Origin of the sequence: Oculatella sp. LEGE 06141, assembly GCF_015207605.1 — a bacterium.
In the GTDB taxonomy this organism is placed as follows: Bacteria; Cyanobacteriota; Cyanobacteriia; order Elainellales; family Elainellaceae; genus Oculatella.
The window spans coordinates 42,751-62,116 of the sequence record NZ_JADEWO010000032.1; the positions used below are offsets into that span (position 1 = coordinate 42,751).

Here is a 19,366-nt window from a genome sequence, read left to right on the forward strand (position 1 = left end):
TCCATACCACCAACTTTCATTACACTGACAAAGAGACAATCTATCGGCAGCAATTGCCGCGCTGGAGCAGTCGTATCCTTTACCTCCAATTCGGTGCAAAAACTTCTCACATGGCTGCCTCGCTTAGATCATCGCGTCTGGATTTTAATTGCGGGTCGTTTGCTGTCTCAGCTTGGCAGCGGATTTACGTTGTTTTACGCTCCTATTTTTTTTGTGAATCAGGTTGGGCTATCGGCAACAGTGGTGGGGATTGGCATCGGTAGCGGCTCGATCGCTGGCATTGCAGGACGCATTGTGGGCGGCTCATTTGCCGATTCACCCCGATGGGGGCGACGAAAAACTCTATTGCTGTCTGCCGCCGTCTCTGCTCTTGCCGATGTGTTCCTGGCTTTGACCTATGACTTTCCTACCTTTTTGCTCGGCAACTTGCTGATGGGTCTGGGAATTGGGCTGTACTGGCCGGCGACGGAAGCGGTTGTGGCCGATATCACGACCGTGGATCAACGGAATGAAGCCTACGCCCTAACTCGGTTGGGAGATAGTTTAGGGGTTGGGTTGGGTGTGGTATTGGGCGGTTGGTTAATTGCTGCAACAGGTGCGTATCGAGCCTTATTTGTGATCGACGGCATTTCATTTGTGGTCTTTCTTGGCATTATTTATTGGGCGATCGCAGAAACATTAAGCACGCAGCAAACCTCAAGACGGATGTTTCAGGGATGGGGTCGAGCTTTGCGCGATCGCCCTTTGCTGGTGTACGTTCTGGTCAATATTTTGTTCACCACCTATTTAGCGCAGATCAACAGCGCCATGCCGCTCTATTTCACCAACTACGTCCAGGGAGCGCAAGGACAGGTTGGGTTTTCGTCCACAACCATCAGCACGCTGTTTTCGTGGCACGTTGTGCTGACTGCCATCACCCAACTTCCGGTGGCGCGTGGCCTGAACCGATTTAGCCGTCCACAGGTTTTGATGATCTCGGCTGTATTCTGGGGTATTGGTTTCGGGTTAACGTGGCTGACCGGAATCGCCGTCACCGGGCAACTTCTCTGGGCAGGATTTAGCTTGAGCGTTCTGGCGATCGCCACCGTTGCCTACACGCCTGCGGCATCATCGTTGGTAGTGAATCTTGCGCCTGAAGCTCTGCGGGGTGTTTACCTGGCCATCAATTCCTTGTGTTGGGCGGTTGGTTACTTTGTGGGGCCTGCTTTGGGCGGTTGGGTCATGGATCAACCGCGCACCATTGCCGATGGCTTCTGGATTGTTTCTGCCCTGAGCGTGCTGTTAGCCATTGGCATCCTGCGCTATCTGGATCGCATAACTTCCTCTGTGCCCGTCACGAACTAGTCGGTTGTTCCTGTAATGGCATTTGTTTAGCGCAGAAGACTGGGAGCCGCTTCTTGGATGAAGGCCAGGGTGCCATCGGCAACAAATTGAACAGCGATCGCCAGAATAAAAAAGCCCAGCACCCGGTTTAATGCCCCTAATCCGTTTTTTCCGAGTACCTTTACCAGCGACTCGCCCAGGGTTAGGCAAAGATACAGCGCTATGCCCAGCAAAACAATGCCAACTAAACAGCCAAGGTAGCTTAACCACTGATCCGTCCGTTCGGAAAGACCAATGACAACGCCGATCGCCCCTGGGCCACTCAGCATTGGAATTGCCATTGGAATAAACGAAATATCGTCTTTGTCGATCGCCTCTGCGCTTTCGGCTCCGGTTAACCGCTGTCGGGCGGTTACCATTTCCCAGGCAGTGTGAGAAATCAACAACCCACCCGCAATCTGCAATACTCCCAGGGAAATGCCAAAAAATGACAGAATAAACTTTCCCATGACTAAAAAAGCGGCTAACACCCAGACTACGTTGATAGCCGTAAAACGAGCCTGTTTGGCTCGATAGCGAGGGGTATCTCTTGCCGTCAAGCTGTAGAAAATGGGGATGGCTCCAATCGGGTTGGCGATCGGAAATAGAGCAACAAATGTGGCAAAGGCAAAGGAAAACAAAGGTTGCACTGGCTTGTTCCAAACTTGCTTTAGACTTTAGCTCCTTTAACGTCGCCGTTCTTGCAGCTTTCGATACACAGCTCGCACATCAACGTGGTGGTGAGCCAGAGCCACTAGCGTGTGATAGAGCAAATCGGCGGCTTCACCGGCGATCGCGTCTGGATCATCGTCCTTACACGCCATTACGACTTCAGCCGCTTCTTCGCCAATTTTTTTCAAAATTTTGTTGTCGCCACCTGCTAGCAGCTTGCAGGTATACGAGTCGGGATTGGGGTTGTCGCGGCGATCGCAAATTACCTCAAACACCTGAGTCAGCGTATCTGCTGGAGGGGGCTGAACGGTACTATCAACCTGATGGAAACAACTGCGCTCTCCGGTGTGGCAGGCCACATCCCCCATCTGCTCGACGCTGATTAAAATAGCGTCACTGTCGCAGTCGTAGCGCATGGATTTCACCGTTTGCAGATGCCCGGATGTTGCGCCTTTATGCCAAAGCTCAGAGCGCGATCGGCTCCAGAACCAGGTTTCTCCTGTTTCCAGCGTTTTTTGCAACGAGTCCGGGTTCATCCATGCCATCATCAGCACAGTGCCATCCAGGTAGTCCTGAACAATGGCGGGAACGAGTCCCTGGTCGTTGTAACGAATCTTATCAACCGGGATAGCTGAATGGAGAGGGAGGGAATCGCTGGCTACCATGCTGTTTAGAGATGTAATTGGGAATTGCGGCTTCTCATCAATAGGATAATAAATTGAGCGTTCATCTTTAACGACAGTCAGCCCTTAATTAAGAGTGTACGTTTGCAAGGGAGAAAGTCTTGGTTACTACGACAAACTTGAAAACCAATAAATCGGAAGAGATCTTCGCGGCGGCTCAAAAGCTAATGCCGGGAGGCGTAAATTCACCTGTTCGCGCCTTTAAATCGGTGGGTGGGCAGCCCATTGTGTTCGATCGGGTGAAAGGTGCGTATGTTTGGGATGTAGACGGCAACCAATATATCGATTATGTCGGCTCATGGGGACCTGCTATTTGCGGTCATGCCCATCCAGACGTGCTGAAGGCGCTGCATGATGTTATCGATAAAGGAACTAGCTTTGGTGCCCCGTGCTATCTGGAAAATGTGCTGGCTCAAATGGTAATTGATGCCGTACCTAGCATTGAGATGGTGCGATTTGTCAATTCGGGTACCGAAGCCTGTATGGCAGTGCTGCGCTTGATGCGAGCCTTTACCGGACGCGACAAAGTGATTAAGTTTGAAGGGTGTTACCACGGACACGCCGACATGTTCCTGGTTAAAGCGGGGTCTGGCGTTGCCACATTGGGGTTGCCCGACTCGCCCGGTGTGCCCAAAACCACGACACAGGACACTCTTACGGCTCCCTACAACGATTTAGAAGCCGTCAAAGCTTTGTTTGTGGAGAATCCAGATCAAATTGCAGGTGTCATTTTGGAACCTGTAGTCGGCAATGCTGGCTTTATTCCGCCCGATGCAGGATTTTTAGAAGGCTTACGGGAAATTACAAGAGACTATGGGGCGCTCTTAGTCTTTGATGAGGTGATGACAGGCTTCCGCATTGCTTACGGAGGCGCTCAGCAAAAGTTTGGAGTAACACCCGACTTAACCACATTGGGTAAAATTATTGGCGGTGGTTTGCCTGTCGGCGCATACGGTGGGCGGCAAGACATTATGTCAATGGTGGCTCCTGCTGGTCCTATGTATCAGGCAGGAACGCTGTCGGGCAACCCCCTGGCAATGACGGCAGGGATTAAAACGCTGGAACTGTTGCAGCGCCCAGAAGCCTATGAGGAACTCGATCGCGTCACTAAACGGTTGGCGGATGGAATGTTAGCTGTTGCCAAAGAAACAGGGCACGCAGCTTGCGGTGGGCAAATCAGCGGTATGTTTGGCTTTTTCTTTACCGCAGGTCCGGTGCATAACTATGAAGATGCAAAACAGTCGGATGCGACAAAGTTTGCCCGGTTCCATCGAGGCATGTTAGAGCGAGGTGTGTATTTAGCTCCCTCCCAGTTTGAAGCTGGCTTTACCTCATTGGCGCACACCGATGAAGATATCGATCGCACGCTTGCAGCCGCTAGAGACGTGATGTCCAGTCTTTAAGCCACACACTCTCAGCCAGGATTGATTAGAAAAAAGGGGCGCATGATTCATGTGCCCCTTTTTTCTATGGAATGAACGGTGCATTAACAGGTGCAGCCAGTGTGCCCACAATCACCATGTCCGTTGGGATGCCCTTCTGCACAGGTTTCGCTGCAATAGTACTTTCCATCTTTTTGAACGGCATCTTCGGTGGAAACGATGCACAGGCATGGGTCACAGGCGCATTTCATTTGGGTCACAGTAGACATAATCAGATCCTCAATTGCGTATGGCTCAATCATACAACATATGAACAGATATTCATATATTTTGAGAGGCAATTCATCGAGCCGAGGCAGAAGCACGTTGTCAGCTATCGTTTGCCACAGAGCAGGTAGGTCATCATTGCCCCTTTGCCCTTTACTTCAATAGAGCCGCGCGGTTCAAGCCAGTAGTGTTTTTTTAACTTTAAGTAGGCGGTTTCCGTGACCTGAATTCGGCCTGCCAAGCCTTGAGATTCCATGCGGCTGGCTACGTTTACCGTATCGCCCCAAAGGTCATAAATAAACTTTTTCGTGCCAATGACCCCGGCAACTACAGGGCCACTGTTAATTCCAATCCGAATGTGGAGTGCCTGATTTTGACGTGTGGTGAAGCGAGTCATGGTGGTTTGCATGTCCAGCGCCATATCGGCGATCGCCTCAATGTGGTCTGCTCGCTCAACGGGCAAACCACCCACCACCATATAAGCATCGCCAATGGTTTTGATCTTCTCTAAATTGTGGCGATCGGCCAGTTGATCAAAGGCCGAAAAGATTTGATTCAGTAAATCGACCATCTCATCGGGCGGAATACCTGCCGACAGCCGAGTGAAATCAACGATATCGGCAAACAGCACCGTTACATCCGAAAAGCTTTCGGCAATGGTTCGATGTTCCTGCTTCAACTGTTTTGCAACCGCTGCGGGCAAAATGTTGAGCAACAACTGCTCAGACTTCTGCTGCTCTATTTCTAATTCGCGCCGAGCCTGAAATTCGGACTGTTGCAGGCGTTCATAGAGAAACACAGACAAATCGCAAATGCCACAAAACCAAAACAGGTAAAGCACCTGGCTGGCATCCCAAAGCGGCTGATCGGCTGGGGTTAATTCTAATAGGGTATTAATACCGTAATAGTACAGTAGAACGCCGATTTGAGAAGCCAGGTGTAGCGACCACCGCAGCGGTAAAATCGTCGCCTGAGTCAGGAACACGAGCGTCCAGGCAAACAATCCTGGAAAAGCAACGCCGCGCGAGGTTGCCCATACCTGCTCCACTAGAGTTACAGACCAGGACGCTCCCAAAAAGATCAGCTCTGGGCGTTGTTTCCCCATCGGGCTATGGCGCAAGATGAGACAAAGCACCAGCCCGATCTCGGCACTAATGGCCATGGTTATCCAGGTTGGGTCCCAGCGATCGGGGTTGGTTACCGTTCGCAGCAAATCGAGAATAATAAACGTCAAATAGGCAATGATGGCAATTCGCAACCCTAACCGCAGCCGATGTTGCAAAAATCTACGTCGCCACTGTTGATAAGCCGGAAATTCTGGAAATGTTTGAGCTTGCCTCCACTGTGTTTGCAATGCTTGGAGGCGAGCCATCAGCTTCGTGCCGTTCACCAAGTCAAACCCTCACAACGGTGTAGCAGAGACGGAAATTCTCAGACCCAACGCCATTTCGTCAAGAGGTGTGTTGCCCCTTGTTTGAGTTAGAGTTGTGCTCTAGTTTTAGCACTGTAAACGTACCTCAAGAGCAGGTGCGATTGCTACAGAGTTTAAGCTGACTCGGCTTCAAACTGTTTTAAATTAAATGACTGTTGCAGTTCAGCCAGTTCATCTCGATGGCCTGTGACAGTGAGTAGACTCTGGGCTGCTGCTGAATACGTTGATGCAGGGGTGGCAGAAAACGGCTGAACCTGGAGTGTTACCCGTTCGGGGCGAGCCGACTTGCGCCAATAGAAAATGCCGGCGATCGGGGCGATCGCGAGCAAAATTGGAAAAAAGGCAGCAAAGGCCGGAAACAGGAGCGCCAGCACCAACGCGAGGCAAAGAGTGCCGATTGCGGCTAGTGTGGTCAGGAAAACGGCCAGAAACACGCTAGGACGAACCAACCCTTCAAACGTAACCTGTTGGTGGGCGGCATCAACGGCCACAATTCGATAAGCACGCTGCGTGAAGTACTGCTCTAACTGCTGCAATAGCGGTTCTTCTTCCTGTTCGGTGACGAGCTGAACCACTTGAATGCGGGCTTTGGTCGAGGCTCGAATGAAGAAAATAAGCCCGATCGCCAGTAGAACAGTCAACAAGGCAGTAGACGACAGAACGGACGTTTGCATACAAACCGCATGAACAACTTAAAGACAAGAGAGGACTACTGAATCCACAGATTAATCCACAGATTAATCCACAGAATACCTCTCCTTTCCTACTGTACAGAAGCTATAGAATTTGCACCAGCTAGTGCCCTACTCTCTAGTGAATGGGGCACCTACTGGTGCAACAACGCGGTAATTCAATTAAATTTTGAGACTTTAGATTCAAGTCAGGATTAACCTAACTGTTAAAGCTTGCCAGCCGCCAATTGCGAACCAAAACCGCACTAAGGAAGCTCCAATTTGGCAACTGCTTGCCTATATTCGTCTTAAATTAATGCTGATGAACTAACGTTTTTTTGTCAGCATAACTGTGCCAAAGGTATGAAAGTTCCTCTGCCTTAGACTTCCAATCCGGGCTAATTTGATACATGCGTCGAGGACGACCTCGACCTTCTACTTTCTTCCAATACCCTGTAATCGCATCTGCATCTTCTAGAAACTTCAGCGCACTATATAGCACTGTATCTGAGAGTCTATAACTAGAATACTCTTGTTCTAGAAGATGGATCAGTTCGGTACCGTACGAATCTTGACGTAAAAGTACAGACAGAACATAGCAAACGGCTAGTTCTTTATTCAGATAAAACGGAGGAGGATTTTGAAAGAACTGATAAATATCTTCAAAAGTTGTCATACAGCAAGTCCAAACCGAAAACAGTACAGTAGAAGCGGCTAGCTTCTAGCCTTAACCATGTAGGAGGTAGATTGTAACCTCATTGGCGCGACAGCTTATCTGTTGATAGTTCAGGTATTGCTGCCGAGTTTTAGAATGCTCGCGTTGTTACAGCGCCAAGTTTTGATCTTAGATAGATCAAAATTTGTCTGCATCCTTTTGACTCGTGGTGAAATTGAACTGATTTAAGCTTGAATCCAACACCCACGCTTTAGCAATTGGCCTGAAGTGAGACATCAAATCTCATAATCGAAGCAGATAAAGTCGCTGTGCTTTTGGGGGCTACTATGGCGACAGACAATAACTAATTCTAATCACTGAATTCTATAATCGTCCGTCCTACTTCAGAAGGAGATTTATACCCTAAAGAAGATTTTTGTTGAAGACTTCGTATTGTTCTTTCAACTAACTTTGTTTCTTCTTTAATTTCACTATCAGCAGAGTTACTTTATATATTTCTTTAGTCGTATCTTTTATACTATCCCTGCCCGCAGCGCAATTACAGCGGCCTGAACGCGATCGTCAACCGCCAGTTTATTCATAATGCCTCGAACGTGAGTTTTGACGGTATTCGGACTCAGGTATAAAGCTGCTGCAATTTCGGGGTTACTCTGTCCTTCTACCATCAACTTCAATACTTCCAATTCTCGCTGAGATAGTTGACCGATCATCGCTGTTTCGGTGGGGGCGCTGGGTTTCAGGTGATCCATCACGCGCCGAGCCACCTGGGGATCAAGGTAACTGGCTCCCTCTTGCGCGGCTGCGATCGCCGTAATCAACCGATCGACGCTCGTTCCTTTGACACAATACGCATCTGCACCGCTAGATAGAGCGGCAATCACTTCATTCTCAGTAGTATGAGATGTCAACATCACCACACGCACACTGGGCAGTGCTGCTTTAATTTGTTGAGTGGCAGCAATACCATCCAGACGAGGTAACCCAATATCCATCACGATGATGTCAGGCTTGAGTCTCAGCGCTTCTTCAACGGCAATATAGCCATCATCGGCACGACCCACAACGGTTAGCCCGGGGTAGCCAGCCAGCGCTTGTTCCAGGCCAAGCTGCATCATGGGGTCGTCTTCAACAATGAGAACTTTAGCGGGGGGCAAGTCGGAGGGAGGGGTCATTGAAACAATCCTTCAGGGACATGGCTGCACTATAGCTGCACTTTAAATGATGCGACGAAACTACCAAACTATTCTAGTTTTTTAACAAGAGACGGTGTCGATTGCCAAAGGGGAACGGCAGCAACGGCAGAGATTCAGGTTAATTGGGATGCAATCCAGTGAACCAATGGAGCCAAAAGCAGGGCAGGCAGGAAGGAGGCCACCCGAATACGCGCCACTTCTAGCAGATTGAATCCTAATCCTACGATCATCAACCCACCCACTCCAGTCACTAGCAGCACCTGTGGCGACGTGGTGGGGTCTGGAATGCTCTGCGCTAACACACCTGCCCCTAAGGACAAGCCACCTTGATATAGCAGGATAGGTAAGGTCGAGAAACCCACTCCGATGCCAAAACTGCTGGTGAGGGCGATCGCTGCGAGTCCATCCATTGCCGATTTGATGGTAAGCAGCGCATTATCTCCGGTCAACCCGTTGTTGATGCTGCCAATGAGTGCCAGTGGGCCAACACAGAACAGCAAACTGGCGGCAACAAATCCTTCCGTAAAGCTGCCCTTACCTTTGAAGTGACGCTTTAACCAATCACCTACGGACTCCAGCAACGCTTCCAGTTTCCACCATTCTCCCAACAAGCCACCCAGCACCAGAGCCAACAGTCCGACGATTACACCGTCAACCTGTCCGGCTGTAACGTCGTTCAGGCTGGCAGCCATACCTAAGCCAATAAAAATAGTCAGCAGCCCCACGGCTTGAGTAATCACCTGCTGCATGGCCATCGGCAATCGTCCTCGTAGAAATAAGCCGAGCGCTGTTCCTAGCAAAACAGTGATGGCGTTAATCCAGGTGCCGCTCGTTCTTGCAAAAAAATCCATTGCCATGTGTTCAGCCCATGTTGTGCCGCGCCGAGTCAGGGTTACAGTAAATCTGAAATTCCCCTCACTTATTCAACCATCCCACTCTAGATCTTGCATGTAGGCCGCAGCATTTTGATGGGGCAACAGGCGACGTTCTTGGTTGAACTGGTCTGGTTATCAGTTATTTTCAATGGGCTATTAGCCAGGAGACGCACCGAACTATGTGTCTGCCCAAACATTGTCTGAGGATGATGTTTGCTAGACGTTTGCTAGACGTTTCGCAGGGTGGGCATTGTCTCCCCCGCTTCTTCTTACTCTACCTGTTTCAACCGATATCCCAATCCATGCACCGTTTCCACCAGATCTTCTGGGGCACCTGCCAACCGCAGTTTGTGACGCAAACCCTTGATATGCGCTTTTACAGTATCTTCTTCGGGCGGGTCGGCCAACGACCAAACATGCTCGATCATCATGGCACGACTGAGGACACGCCGACCATTGCACAGTAATAGTTCTAACAACGAAAACTCTTTGGGCGTTAATCGCAGTAAGCGATCGTCGTACGTCACCTCAAAGGTACTGGGGTTGAGCCGTAGTTTGCCCCATTGCAGTAATGGAGAAGCGATCGCATTTCCCCGGCGCAGCAATGCTCGAACCCGCGCCATTAACTCTGGCAAGTCAAAAGGTTTGACCACGTAATCATCGGCACCTGCATCTAAGCCCATGATTTTGTCGGCACTGGTATCGCGAGCTGTCAACATCATCAACGGTAGCTGATAGCCCTGCGTTCTCAGCCGTTGGCATAGGCTCATGCCATCTAGCTTGGGCAAGGTAACATCCAGCAACACCAGGTCGTAGGGAAGTGTTGTTGCCTGTTGCCAACCTCGCTCTCCATCTTTGGCAATATCTACGACATAGCGTTGGTCGATGAGCGCTTCAGCCAAGGCTTCGCCCAATTGAGCATCATCTTCAACCAGCAGTATCCGCATAAGTATATCTGAAGCCAAAACGGTATCAGCCAGCACCCGCTTGAGTGCGAGTAAGCTTCAGTAAAGCGAGATTGGGCAGAGTTTTCTGTGTTGTACCGCACGATTCTCGGCGCGGGTTTTTGCTGCAACGCGCAGGCTCTCGATTTTCAGGCTTTCAATCCCCTAGTTTTGATGGCGCAACCAGCACAGGCGTACTGCTGGTACAACTGAAGCGCTCCAGTTTGAACCGTCTGGCTATGGGTGTCCAGGGTCGAAATAGAGTGCCGACTGGTACAACACCTGTTCCTGATGCGTGTGCAGGGTGCAATCGGAACGAGGATAGGCCACACAGGTGACTACATAACCCGCTTCTAGTTCAGCCGGACGAAGAAACCGTTGCTCGCTTTGATCCAGGGTGCCAGTGACGAGCCTGGCAACACAAACTGAGCATTCACCCTGTTTGCAGCCTGATGGCAGCCGAATGCCTTCATCTTCGGCAATATCCAGAATAAATTGATCGTCTGGAACAGCAATGGTGCGATCGAGACGACTCTCTGGGTTTACGAGTCGAACCTGATAAACTGCCATATCTAATTTCAAATCGTCAATGCCACCAATCACAACTAGCCTATCCGAAAATAACCCGACTGCTGGTGTAGTGCTAAGGTGACGGATTGTAAAGCTATTTCATTTGAGAAATAAATGAAAAGATGGAACCCAGGCAGGGTAATTCAGTCTGATCAACCGTGTAGTGTAAAGATTGATTGCTAAATTTTGCTGATTTTTGTGGGCAGAATGACAACAACCTTAGATTGAACTTTCTGGCAGTGAGCCATGCTTAAAACAGTTAGAAAAACATTCATCAATCTCAGCACCAGTTGGCGCTTGTTTGGGGAAAGCACAAACACAGACACTTCAAGCCAACCAGTCTGTAGAATCGACCAGCTAGAAGAAAAAATCAAGGAGGCTCATGATGCGCTGATCGGTAGCCTGTTAAATCGCAACTTTCGGTTTTATTTGAAGCATGACCCGGCTGTTCACACCAGCTTCATTGTGGGCAGATATGTAGGTGCTGATAGTAAGACGGAGGTTCCGGAGATTTCGATGACTGCTTATGCCAGCGCTAATGGTTACAACGGGATGTTGCTGAAGACAGTCAAACCTGGAAAGGTTGATTTTATTCAGTACAGCGTTCCAACTGCTTCGGAGATTGCAACGACGATCGCCAACTATCTCAACTTACTGGAGTAACGCTATTTCGTCAGGACACTTTTGAAACAGAGTGGTTAGGGGTGTGGGTTTTGTTGCGATCGCCCCTAGCTGTCCTAAGCTCGACTTTATCCGCATTCTAGAACCCATTGTCACTTCTAGTTCTGGCACTTCAGAATGACCGCAATTTCAAATGAATAAAGCCGAGCTAAGGGCGTGGCATACTCTGCGGCAAGCCAGCGACGGGCACGTCTGGATTGATTTCAAGGACTATCTGCTAAATGCTGCGCCCTGATAAAGATGACCGTTAATCCGTTTCAAATAGCCTCCAACCAAGGTTTAGAGGGCAACGGGACGAGTAATTACCCAATTCAACCAGGCGTATCCTGTACATTCGGTTACAACCCTGATCTCTGAAAAGTTGTTCACTAATTCATCTGCTGGTTGATTGATTTCAACTCAGCCGTAGTGTGAGACCACTTTAGGAGCTAAATCACAGAGATATGAGCAGGTTTTGGTTAAAGCAGCTAACAGATAGCTTGCTCTCAGGCGCGGCTACCTTATCGAGGCCGTTTAGACGGATAAACTGGCGGCAGATGTATCGATCGCGCCGTCGCCAATGGCCTATCTGGGTTGGCGTTAATACCGCTATCATCTTTGTCCTGGCTGGATGGGTTGGGGTTGCCTTGTCAACGCCTGCAACGGTTGGACAACTGTATGAGGTTGAGTCCACGCCCGAAAACGTCATTTGGGGAGAATTGTTTAAGCCGGATAGTCAGCCCATTCTCACAGTGCAGTCGGGCGATCGCATTACCATGCAAACCGTATCCCATGAAGGGATCTTGGCTGACCAGGGAGATACCGTCCAATTTTTGACAGGGGGCGGAATCAAACAGGAAGACATCCTGGCCGATCAGATGACGATTAAAGCACAGGTAGAAAAAACTGGGCCGGGTCCCCATGTAATTACTGGCCCAATTTATGTGGAAGGAGCTGAACCAGGGGATGTTCTGGAAATTAAAACCCTGAACATTGATTATCGGGTGCCCTACGGCGTGATTTCCAACCGTCATGGAAAAGGGTCATTGCCAGGGGAGTATCCAGAAAACGGTGAGCCAATTTACACCAAAGTGATCCCGCTTAAGACCGAAGAAGCGATCGGTGTGTTCAAACCAACCAACGGTTTGCCGGATATTGATATTCCGCTCAAGCCGTTTATGGGCATTATGGGGGTGGTTCCGGCGGACGTTGAGCAATCGGCTAACTCGGTACCTCCTGGTGTGTATGGCGGCAACATTGATATTAAGTGGCTGGGCGAGGGCAGCAGCCTTTACCTGCCCGTTCAGGTTCCTGGTGCCTTGTTTTACTCAGGCGATCCTCACTGCGCTCAGGGGAACGGAGAGGTGGCGCTTACGGCGATCGAGTGTTCTCTTACGCCCACATTTCAGCTAGTGCTGCACAAGGATATGGAGCTAACGGCTCCAATGGGTGAAACTGCAGATGCCTGGATTGCGATCGGCCTCGACGAAGACCTGAACGAAGCCATGAAAGACTCGGTACGGGAGTATCTGCGGATTGCTAGCGATGAATACGGTTTAACCAAACCGGATGCTCTATTGCTGGGCAGTGCTGCGATCGACTTTGAAGTGTCTCAAGTGGTAGACATCGTGAAGGGCATTCATGGCGTGATTCCAAAACAGATGTTTCAGGCTCTCAAGCCCGAATAGACGTAAAACGTACAGACATCCGTTCTGATGACCAACTAATCTGATGACCAACTAACGGTGGAAGCTAAAGACGGAATGGTCTTTCCTGAAATAGCTTCCATTTTTATTGTCTGTAGGTGGCTCAGCCTGATTGTGCTGACTGCAATCCAGACCATAAATCTGGCTGCTTAGATGAGTTCACAGCACCATGAAGCTAGTTATACTGCCTGAAGTTCTAAAAATCAGCGCAGTCAAGTGTTAAAGACTTGCTTTACAGTTATTGCTCAACAGTTATTGCTCAGTTTAATTAGTTCGAATGCATCATCATTCCACCTGTTCTCACTGTCAGATCGATCCAGAGCGGCAAGCCCAAAAAGTTCGCCTGTTGTGGACAGCGTTAGTTTTAATTACTGCGTTTTCGCTAACTGAGCTTGGAGTCAGCGTTTTTAGCCACAGTTTGGCACTGCTGGCCGATTCCGGTCACATGCTTTCAGACAGTGTAGCGCTAGGCATCGCGTTGCTGGCAAGCTGGATTGCTCAACTTCCTCCATCGAATCAGGCCACGTTTGGCTATCGTCGGGTCGAGATACTGGCCGCCCTGGCCAACGGAGTCGGTCTGGTGGCGATCGCCATTTGGGTCGCCTGGGAAGCCATTACTCGGCTGCAAGCTCCGCCTACCGAAATTTTGAGCCTGCCGATGTTGGTTACTGCTGTGATTGGTTTGGGGGTCAACAGCCTCAATGCCGTCTTTCTGCACGATCATAGCCATCACGATCTCAACTTAAGAGGTGCGTTTTTGCACATGGTGGCTGATGCCATGAGTTCGGTTGGGGTCATCATTGCTGCGATCGCCGTTTGGTTGTTTCATTGGAACTGGGCAGATGGTGCCATTAGCCTGGTGGTATCTGGATTGATCGGCGCAGGAGCAATTCCGCTGATTCACCACAGCGTCAAGATTTTGTTGGAACAAGCCCCGGCTCATCTGGATATGGCGCAACTAAAAAACCATCTTCAGGATTTCGAAGGGGTCGTTGCCGTCAGCGATTTGCGGGTGTGGACGATTGCATTAGGGCAGGAAGCCCTCTCGGCACATATTAGTGTGGCATTGCAGGAGGGCTGGGCACGCGATCGCCTGTTGTATCAGCTTCAAACCTCGCTCCAGCAAGAGTTTGGCATCCAGGATGTCTTTCTCCAAATGGCGGCTCCTATTTTGTCTCAAACGGTCAACCTATCACAACCGCAAACGCTGGATCGGATTGGCCTATCGCCGATCGAACCCTCTAGCAATGCCGAAATTCGATGAATCCAGTGGCACCCTTCCCGATGGCGATCGCTATCGTGTTCCAACTTGCTCTAAGCTAGATAGCGGCTCGTCAGTGACCCTTGCTCAATGAAGATCGCTACCTGGAACGTCAATTCAATTCGAACTCGGCTAGAGCATGTTAGCAACTGGCTCAACACTAATTCTGTTGATGTGCTTTGTGTTCAGGAAACGAAGGTGGCCGATGCCGACTTTCCGCGATCGCCACTGGAAACGCTGGGGTATCACGTTTATATCAGCGGTCAGAAATCCTATAACGGCGTGGCGCTGTTGAGTAAAGCTCCGTTAGAGGATGTGAGTAGCGGCTTTTCGGCTGTTTTAGGTGAAGCAGAAGTCGGCAACTTAGACGACCAGAAGCGCGTCATCACGGGTGTTTTAGATGGCGTTCGCATCGTCAACCTTTACGTACCCAACGGGTCTGCGGTAGGTAGCGAAAAGTATAACTACAAGCTGCGCTGGCTGGCTACTCTGCAAACCTACCTGAAAGCGTTGCTGGCACAACACCCTGACCTGCTGGTGTGTGGCGACTTCAACATTGCCTTTGAAGACAAAGACATCCACGATCCTGGCGGGCGGGAAAAGCAAGTTATGGCAACGGATGTAGAACGGCAGGCGTTGCAGCAGGCTGTGTTCGACTTGGGCTTGGCCGATGCTTTCCGCAAGTTTGAGCAGGGTGGTGGGCAGTTTAGCTGGTGGGATTATCGTGCGGCTGCGTTTCGTCGGAATTTGGGCTGGCGGATTGACCATCACTACCTTTCGCCGGGTCTTTACCAACGGGCGATCGCCTGCACCATTGATGTAACTCCCCGCAAACTCGAAAAGCCGAGTGACCACGCTCCCGTCACGGTCGAGCTGTCATCCACTGTTGCTTAAACTGACGCAAATCTCAGTGTTTTTGCGTCAGCCTAATGAAACCTGATGGAATTAGAACCGATCCTTCATGCCGCGCAATCGGGCAAAGGTTTGTACAGGTTCCTGGCTTTTGGTCGCCAACTGCAACGCAGGCTGATCCCACCGCAGAAATGGATTCGTTTTCTTTTCAACTCCCAACACCGACGGCACGGTGGATTTGAGCTGCTGCCGTAGATGGGTTACGTCCTGGAACCGTCCCTGTAAGTCAGAATTTTGGTTATCGACCGTCAGGGCAAACTGAAGATTCTTCAACGTATATTCGTGCGCGCACCAAACACGCGTGTTATCGGGCAGCAGGCGCAGCTTGCTCAGCGAATCGACCATCTGGGTTGGCGTACCCTCAAATAGCCTGCCGCAGCCGCCAGCAAACAGCGTATCTCCGCAAAACAGGTCTCCGCTCTCTCCCGCTTGAGCCGACGGAAAGTAATAGGCAATGTGGCCGCTGGTATGGCCGGGTACAAACAGCACATCTGCTTCGCGATCGCCAAACGAAACGCGATCGCCTTCCTGCAAAAACATCTTTTGTCCTGGAATTCTGCCCCGATCTTCTGCTCCACCGTAAACAATAGCCTCTGGAAACCGCCGTAGCAGTTTGGCATTGCCGCCAACGTGATCGCTATGGTGATGCGTATTAAAAATGGCAACCAGGGTTGCCTCCAGTTCAGTTAACCGCTGCAACACCGGGTCTGCTTCTGCTGGATCAACCACCGCTGCAATCTTTAGCTCTGGATCATGTAGCAGAAAGATGTAGTTATCCGACAATGCTGGCAGTCGGTTGATCTGCATCTGTTATGTCTCCTTAAGAACGTGGGCAATCTAAGTACATGCCATCCAATTTAGCTACACAAGCGGTATGGAAGGCTCTCTCTTAGTTTTACCAAGTCTTTATTCGATTCTTACCACAGCTTTGCCAAAGTCTCGTTGGCTTTCAAGAGAATAAAGATACAGCTAATTTGGTAAACCGTTAGTTTCGCTACAGCCAACGTTTCACATATCTCTTTGCATCCAGGATATATCGCTATGGTTTGGACGACTCCAAGCAAGCCAACAATGGACGTCAGGGCAATGGTCGATCGCATCATTGCCTCAGGGCAAATGAGCCGCAAGGAGCATTTGCAGCTCACCTCGGTCATTTTAGCGACCGACAAAATTACTGGCGACGAACGCCGCCTGCTCAACCGCGTCTTCGACTCTATTCAAGCGGGACGCTTGAAACTAGTCAACTAGCTCTCGACCAATTGCCGACTCTGCCTTAACACAGCAGCCGATGGATTAGCGCTTCACTTGCTCCATCGGCTGCTGTCTTTTATGCGCCCGCTTTGATTTCAACGCCAGTGTGGGATGGTTCGGGTGTGAGGCGATCGATCGCCTGTTTTACCAGCGTCTTCATAAACACCGTTCGCTGATTATCCTGGAACACTGCTTTCAGTTTCTGGGTAAAGCGATCGACCTGGAACAGCCCATCCGTGGTCGGGGTTGCACTTTGCTCCTCAAAATATTCAACCAGGCTCAGTCCTGCTAGGCGGGTTAAATAAGCCGCACTCACGCCTTGCAGCAAACCACCTGCCACATAAGTCAGGGCATTGCTTTTAAGGAAGTGGGTTCCGGCCTGAGTCGTCATTTCAACTAAGCCCAACTTCAGCATCTGGCTCGCCAGGGTTACCGCAACCGTTTTAGCCTGTTCTACTGAAAACGACTGGTGATAAATTGCGCCTAAATCGACAATGAGCTGTGTGTTAATTGCCGCTGTTGCCAGCAGATCCAGACTGGGTACCGGATTGGCAAATGCGGCTGTTGCTGCAATCCATTGATATTGCTCAACTAATGGCATAGCGCGATCGCGTCGAATCCGGTTGAGTTCAGCCTGAATAGATTGCTTTAGATCGCCAGCTTGCCGCATCACGGTTGCCAGGATTAGCTGCTGGCGATGATGGGCAATGAGTTGACCAAGGCGATCGGTCAACGGAGTCAGATCGGGCGTGGGTTGCTCTAATCGTTCGGCAACGGTGCCATCAGGCTGATGCTGACGCACTTTAACAGCGGCTGGATTGGTGGCGATCGCCAGCACGTCTTCAATGGGCAACTCTGCTTTAATCCGCTCCCGCAGTTGGTGTAACACCGTTGGGCGTTCGCTGGGCAAATATTGGTCTTGCTTGTTAAAGAGCAGCAGCACCCGATACCCCTGCGTAATGAGCTGTTGCAGTGCTTCATACTCTTGCTGGGTCAAGTCTCCAGCCGTGACAAACAGCACCAAATCTGTGTCTGGCACGCTGGCCGGGAGGCTGAGAGCGGGATCTGCCTCTGTAAATAGGGATGCTGTATCGCTAACGCTAACCGAGGACAAAGCGGCAGAGAGTTGCAGCGCCCAGTGGAGATTCAGCAGTTGACTGAGGGTGGTTTTGCCGACCGAGGTTCCGCCTACGATCGCCATTCGCAGATCGTGGCGATCGAGTTCAGCCTGGAGATGGGTTAACCGATCGCGCAGATGGGTAAGAGAAGCGGCAGCCGCTTCAGCATCGACTCGCTCCAGTTCTGGAGCCAACTGGTTGATCTGTGTATCAATGCTGGCCAGCACCGCTTCAACCTGGCTGCGATCGAGCGGCACCGGGGTCGATACGTCCAGTTTTTTGCCAGTCTGTTGTTTTAGCCACCAGACACCGGAACCCAGGGCGATCGCGCCCCATACGGCTGTGCCGCCCAGGTCGGAGATGGCCGGGTGCATACTTTGCAGTAACCAGGCTCCAAAGGATAGCCCCACTCCACCAACTAAAATAGGTCGCCGCAGATTAACCATAAGTGCTTGCCGCCTCATCACTTCAACCTGGCGATCGCCAGATGTCTATTACGCTAAATGAATGACTATATCTTCTTAATAGGAATAGGAAGGCTTGTTGCCGATCCCCACCCCTATCTTACTCAGCGACAGTACCCTGCTGGGGGGATAGGAGCGCTTTTCTGCAATCTTTAATGTAGAAAAATGCGATCGCCCAAACCTGACCAGAAACCGAGACCGGGCAGACAATGGCAGCGCTGATGATTGCTGGTTGACCCTGAATCTGGCTGACCCTGAATCTGGCTGACCATGAATAAAGCCCGCTATCCAGATAGATAACGGGCTTTATTAAAACTTGACTTGGTGGCGGGGAGCGGATTTGAACCACTGACCTTCGGGTTATGAGCCCGACGAGCTACCAGACTGCTCTACCCCGCGTCGCTGCCTATCTAGTATAGCGACATAGTTTGCAAAGTGGCAAGCGAATTCGGGTCTCTTTTTCAAATCCGTGGCTCTGCCAGGTACAAATCGGTGTGATAGCTCAGAAAAACGGCCGTTTCACCGCGATCGATCGCCCATGTTTGAAACAGCCGCTCCAAATTAATCAGCAGTTGCTGATACGCCTCTCCGGTTTTGGGAACATAGGACGAACTGTCCGCCAACCCAATTAACCCGGACTGATCGAGCGGATGGCGATGGGTAAAGCGGTAGTGGCGAAACTGGCGGACATGTGGACTGGTTTCTAATGCGCTGGCCGATTTGCGGTTGGGGCTATCAAATATTGCTTTATCGGACGCTGCCCGAATCGTATCGCTGTAGGCTCGCGTGAATGCATCTTCTACGTTGCGATCGTTCCACAGGAGGCCGATCCGCCCGCTGGGTTTAAGAATGCGGTGAAATTCTGCCAGGGTGGCGGTTGGCTCAAACCAGTGAAAGGACTGAGCGCAAATCACCAGATCCACCGAACGCTCTGCTAACCCCGTCTGCTCAGCCGTTGCGGCTCGAAACTGCACCTGGGGATGGGGGGTCGCCAACTCTCGCATGGCCGCATTGGGTTCGATCGCCACGACCGTTGCGCCCCGCTCGGCCAGTAGCCGAGACGAGATGCCTGTTCCTGCCCCCACATCTGCCACGGTTAGTTGATTGGGTGGCTCTAACCCGTCTAGCAGTTGGTCGATCGCCTCCGCAGGATAACTTGGACGATAGCGAGCATAATCGACCGCTCGGTTGGAAAAGCGATCGCGCGGATTTTGAGTATGTAGAGGAGTGGAACTGGTATCCGTCATAGACTCAATGTTCATCCTTG

At 50.6% G+C, this 19,366-nt stretch carries 20 protein-coding genes and 1 tRNA gene; 7 read left to right on the forward strand and 14 right to left on the reverse strand.

Annotated elements, in window-relative coordinates; genetic code table 11:
• Nucleotides 1–93 precede the first annotated feature (93 nt).
• Entirely contained in the window at nucleotides 94–1,344 is a 1,251-nt protein-coding gene (locus IQ268_RS19935) for an MFS transporter (protein ID WP_193883004.1), read from the forward strand.
• Between the two features lie 26 nt (nucleotides 1,345–1,370).
• On the opposite strand, the gene IQ268_RS19940 is transcribed toward IQ268_RS19935, so the two are convergent.
• Both IQ268_RS19940 and hisIE read right to left on the reverse strand, forming a co-directional pair.
• A complete protein-coding gene (locus IQ268_RS19940; RefSeq protein ID WP_193883006.1) occupies nucleotides 1,371–2,012 on the reverse strand; it encodes a MarC family protein in 642 nt (213 codons plus the stop codon).
• 36 nt (nucleotides 2,013–2,048) lie between these two features.
• Nucleotides 2,049–2,699 (reverse strand): bifunctional phosphoribosyl-AMP cyclohydrolase/phosphoribosyl-ATP diphosphatase HisIE, encoded by a 651-nt coding sequence (gene hisIE, locus IQ268_RS19945; RefSeq protein WP_193883008.1) that lies wholly within the window; start codon nucleotides 2,697–2,699, stop codon nucleotides 2,049–2,051.
• Nucleotides 2,700–2,818: 119 nt separating this feature from the next.
• Here hisIE and hemL point away from each other — a divergent pair, with 119 nt between their 5' ends.
• On the forward strand, nucleotides 2,819–4,120 hold the full coding sequence (gene hemL / locus IQ268_RS19950) for a glutamate-1-semialdehyde 2,1-aminomutase (protein ID WP_193883011.1): 1,302 nt from the start codon (nucleotides 2,819–2,821) through the stop codon (nucleotides 4,118–4,120).
• A gap of 83 nt (nucleotides 4,121–4,203) precedes the next feature.
• On the opposite strand, the gene IQ268_RS19955 is transcribed toward hemL, so the two are convergent.
• The 8 genes from IQ268_RS19955 to IQ268_RS19990 form a co-directional block, all read right to left on the reverse strand.
• A complete protein-coding gene (locus IQ268_RS19955; RefSeq protein WP_193883013.1) occupies nucleotides 4,204–4,368 on the reverse strand; it encodes a metallothionein in 165 nt (54 codons plus the stop codon).
• A 104-nt stretch (nucleotides 4,369–4,472) separates the two neighbouring features.
• Nucleotides 4,473–5,738 carry an adenylate cyclase gene (locus tag IQ268_RS19960; protein ID WP_228035544.1) on the reverse strand — a complete coding sequence of 422 codons (1,266 nt, stop codon included), beginning with the start codon at nucleotides 5,736–5,738 and terminating at the stop codon, nucleotides 4,473–4,475.
• Nucleotides 5,739–5,911: 173 nt separating this feature from the next.
• Nucleotides 5,912–6,472 (reverse strand): cofactor assembly of complex C subunit B, encoded by a 561-nt coding sequence (locus IQ268_RS19965; protein ID WP_193883015.1) that lies wholly within the window; start codon nucleotides 6,470–6,472, stop codon nucleotides 5,912–5,914.
• A gap of 310 nt (nucleotides 6,473–6,782) precedes the next feature.
• Nucleotides 6,783–7,145 (reverse strand): PadR family transcriptional regulator, encoded by a 363-nt coding sequence (locus IQ268_RS19970; protein ID WP_193883016.1) that lies wholly within the window; start codon nucleotides 7,143–7,145, stop codon nucleotides 6,783–6,785.
• Nucleotides 7,146–7,657: 512 nt separating this feature from the next.
• Nucleotides 7,658–8,317 (reverse strand): response regulator transcription factor, encoded by a 660-nt coding sequence (locus tag IQ268_RS19975; protein WP_193883017.1) that lies wholly within the window; start codon nucleotides 8,315–8,317, stop codon nucleotides 7,658–7,660.
• 134 nt (nucleotides 8,318–8,451) lie between these two features.
• On the reverse strand, nucleotides 8,452–9,195 hold the full coding sequence (locus tag IQ268_RS19980) for a DUF554 domain-containing protein (protein ID WP_193883018.1): 744 nt from the start codon (nucleotides 9,193–9,195) through the stop codon (nucleotides 8,452–8,454).
• A gap of 287 nt (nucleotides 9,196–9,482) precedes the next feature.
• Nucleotides 9,483–10,160 carry a response regulator transcription factor gene (locus IQ268_RS19985; protein ID WP_193883019.1) on the reverse strand — a complete coding sequence of 226 codons (678 nt, stop codon included), beginning with the start codon at nucleotides 10,158–10,160 and terminating at the stop codon, nucleotides 9,483–9,485.
• A gap of 234 nt (nucleotides 10,161–10,394) precedes the next feature.
• A complete protein-coding gene (locus IQ268_RS19990; RefSeq protein ID WP_193883021.1) occupies nucleotides 10,395–10,727 on the reverse strand; it encodes a 2Fe-2S iron-sulfur cluster-binding protein in 333 nt (110 codons plus the stop codon).
• 246 nt (nucleotides 10,728–10,973) lie between these two features.
• On the opposite strand from IQ268_RS19990, the gene IQ268_RS19995 reads away from it, so the two are divergent.
• The 4 genes from IQ268_RS19995 to xth all read left to right on the forward strand — a co-directional run bounded on the left by IQ268_RS19995 (nucleotide 10,974) and on the right by xth (nucleotide 15,248).
• The gene (locus IQ268_RS19995) at nucleotides 10,974–11,390 is read left to right on the forward strand and encodes a hypothetical protein (protein ID WP_193883024.1); all 417 of its coding nucleotides are present in this window, start codon (nucleotides 10,974–10,976) and stop codon (nucleotides 11,388–11,390) included.
• 461 nt (nucleotides 11,391–11,851) lie between these two features.
• A complete protein-coding gene (locus tag IQ268_RS20000) occupies nucleotides 11,852–13,075 on the forward strand; it encodes an acetamidase/formamidase family protein (RefSeq protein WP_228035545.1) in 1,224 nt (407 codons plus the stop codon).
• Nucleotides 13,076–13,370: 295 nt separating this feature from the next.
• On the forward strand, nucleotides 13,371–14,357 hold the full coding sequence (locus IQ268_RS20005) for a cation diffusion facilitator family transporter (protein WP_193883026.1): 987 nt from the start codon (nucleotides 13,371–13,373) through the stop codon (nucleotides 14,355–14,357).
• Nucleotides 14,358–14,444: 87 nt separating this feature from the next.
• Complete coding sequence (gene xth, locus IQ268_RS20010) at nucleotides 14,445–15,248, forward strand: exodeoxyribonuclease III (protein ID WP_193883028.1); 804 nt, start codon at nucleotides 14,445–14,447, stop codon at nucleotides 15,246–15,248.
• A 51-nt stretch (nucleotides 15,249–15,299) separates the two neighbouring features.
• On the opposite strand, the gene gloB is transcribed toward xth, so the two are convergent.
• A complete protein-coding gene (gloB, locus tag IQ268_RS20015; protein ID WP_193883030.1) occupies nucleotides 15,300–16,073 on the reverse strand; it encodes a hydroxyacylglutathione hydrolase in 774 nt (257 codons plus the stop codon).
• A gap of 234 nt (nucleotides 16,074–16,307) precedes the next feature.
• On the opposite strand from gloB, the gene IQ268_RS20020 reads away from it, so the two are divergent.
• Complete coding sequence (locus IQ268_RS20020) at nucleotides 16,308–16,514, forward strand: hypothetical protein (RefSeq protein WP_193883032.1); 207 nt, start codon at nucleotides 16,308–16,310, stop codon at nucleotides 16,512–16,514.
• Nucleotides 16,515–16,593: 79 nt separating this feature from the next.
• Here IQ268_RS20020 and IQ268_RS20025 read toward each other — a convergent pair whose 3' ends face one another.
• The 3 genes from IQ268_RS20025 to IQ268_RS20035 form a co-directional block, all read right to left on the reverse strand.
• Nucleotides 16,594–18,081 carry a DUF697 domain-containing protein gene (locus IQ268_RS20025; RefSeq protein ID WP_228035546.1) on the reverse strand — a complete coding sequence of 496 codons (1,488 nt, stop codon included), beginning with the start codon at nucleotides 18,079–18,081 and terminating at the stop codon, nucleotides 16,594–16,596.
• 340 nt (nucleotides 18,082–18,421) lie between these two features.
• Nucleotides 18,422–18,498, reverse strand: a tRNA-Met gene (locus IQ268_RS20030).
• A gap of 62 nt (nucleotides 18,499–18,560) precedes the next feature.
• Entirely contained in the window at nucleotides 18,561–19,361 is an 801-nt protein-coding gene (locus IQ268_RS20035; protein WP_228035547.1) for a class I SAM-dependent methyltransferase, read from the reverse strand.
• Nucleotides 19,362–19,366: the final 5 nt, after the last annotated feature.

What these genes read in the sequence shown, in the direction of transcription:
- IQ268_RS19990 (WP_193883021.1), bottom strand. Translation starts at nt 10,727, where the DNA reads ATGGCAGTTTATCAGGTTCGACTCGTAAACCCAGAGAGTCGTCTCGAT.
- IQ268_RS20025 (WP_228035546.1), bottom strand. Translation starts at nt 18,081, where the DNA reads ATGGTTAATCTGCGGCGACCTATTTTAGTTGGTGGAGTGGGGCTATCC.
- IQ268_RS19995 (WP_193883024.1), top strand. Translation starts at nt 10,974, where the DNA reads ATGCTTAAAACAGTTAGAAAAACATTCATCAATCTCAGCACCAGTTGG.
- IQ268_RS20000 (WP_228035545.1), top strand. Translation starts at nt 11,852, where the DNA reads ATGAGCAGGTTTTGGTTAAAGCAGCTAACAGATAGCTTGCTCTCAGGC.
- IQ268_RS19960 (WP_228035544.1), bottom strand. Translation starts at nt 5,738, where the DNA reads ATGGCTCGCCTCCAAGCATTGCAAACACAGTGGAGGCAAGCTCAAACA.
- IQ268_RS19980 (WP_193883018.1), bottom strand. Translation starts at nt 9,195, where the DNA reads ATGGCAATGGATTTTTTTGCAAGAACGAGCGGCACCTGGATTAACGCC.
- hisIE (WP_193883008.1), bottom strand. Translation starts at nt 2,699, where the DNA reads ATGGTAGCCAGCGATTCCCTCCCTCTCCATTCAGCTATCCCGGTTGAT.
- IQ268_RS19985 (WP_193883019.1), bottom strand. Translation starts at nt 10,160, where the DNA reads ATGCGGATACTGCTGGTTGAAGATGATGCTCAATTGGGCGAAGCCTTG.
- IQ268_RS20035 (WP_228035547.1), bottom strand. Translation starts at nt 19,361, where the DNA reads ATGAACATTGAGTCTATGACGGATACCAGTTCCACTCCTCTACATACT.
- IQ268_RS19970 (WP_193883016.1), bottom strand. Translation starts at nt 7,145, where the DNA reads ATGACAACTTTTGAAGATATTTATCAGTTCTTTCAAAATCCTCCTCCG.
- IQ268_RS19965 (WP_193883015.1), bottom strand. Translation starts at nt 6,472, where the DNA reads ATGCAAACGTCCGTTCTGTCGTCTACTGCCTTGTTGACTGTTCTACTG.
- IQ268_RS20020 (WP_193883032.1), top strand. Translation starts at nt 16,308, where the DNA reads ATGGTTTGGACGACTCCAAGCAAGCCAACAATGGACGTCAGGGCAATG.
- IQ268_RS20005 (WP_193883026.1), top strand. Translation starts at nt 13,371, where the DNA reads ATGCATCATCATTCCACCTGTTCTCACTGTCAGATCGATCCAGAGCGG.
- IQ268_RS19975 (WP_193883017.1), bottom strand. Translation starts at nt 8,317, where the DNA reads ATGACCCCTCCCTCCGACTTGCCCCCCGCTAAAGTTCTCATTGTTGAA.
- xth (WP_193883028.1), top strand. Translation starts at nt 14,445, where the DNA reads ATGAAGATCGCTACCTGGAACGTCAATTCAATTCGAACTCGGCTAGAG.
- gloB (WP_193883030.1), bottom strand. Translation starts at nt 16,073, where the DNA reads ATGCAGATCAACCGACTGCCAGCATTGTCGGATAACTACATCTTTCTG.
- IQ268_RS19955 (WP_193883013.1), bottom strand. Translation starts at nt 4,368, where the DNA reads ATGTCTACTGTGACCCAAATGAAATGCGCCTGTGACCCATGCCTGTGC.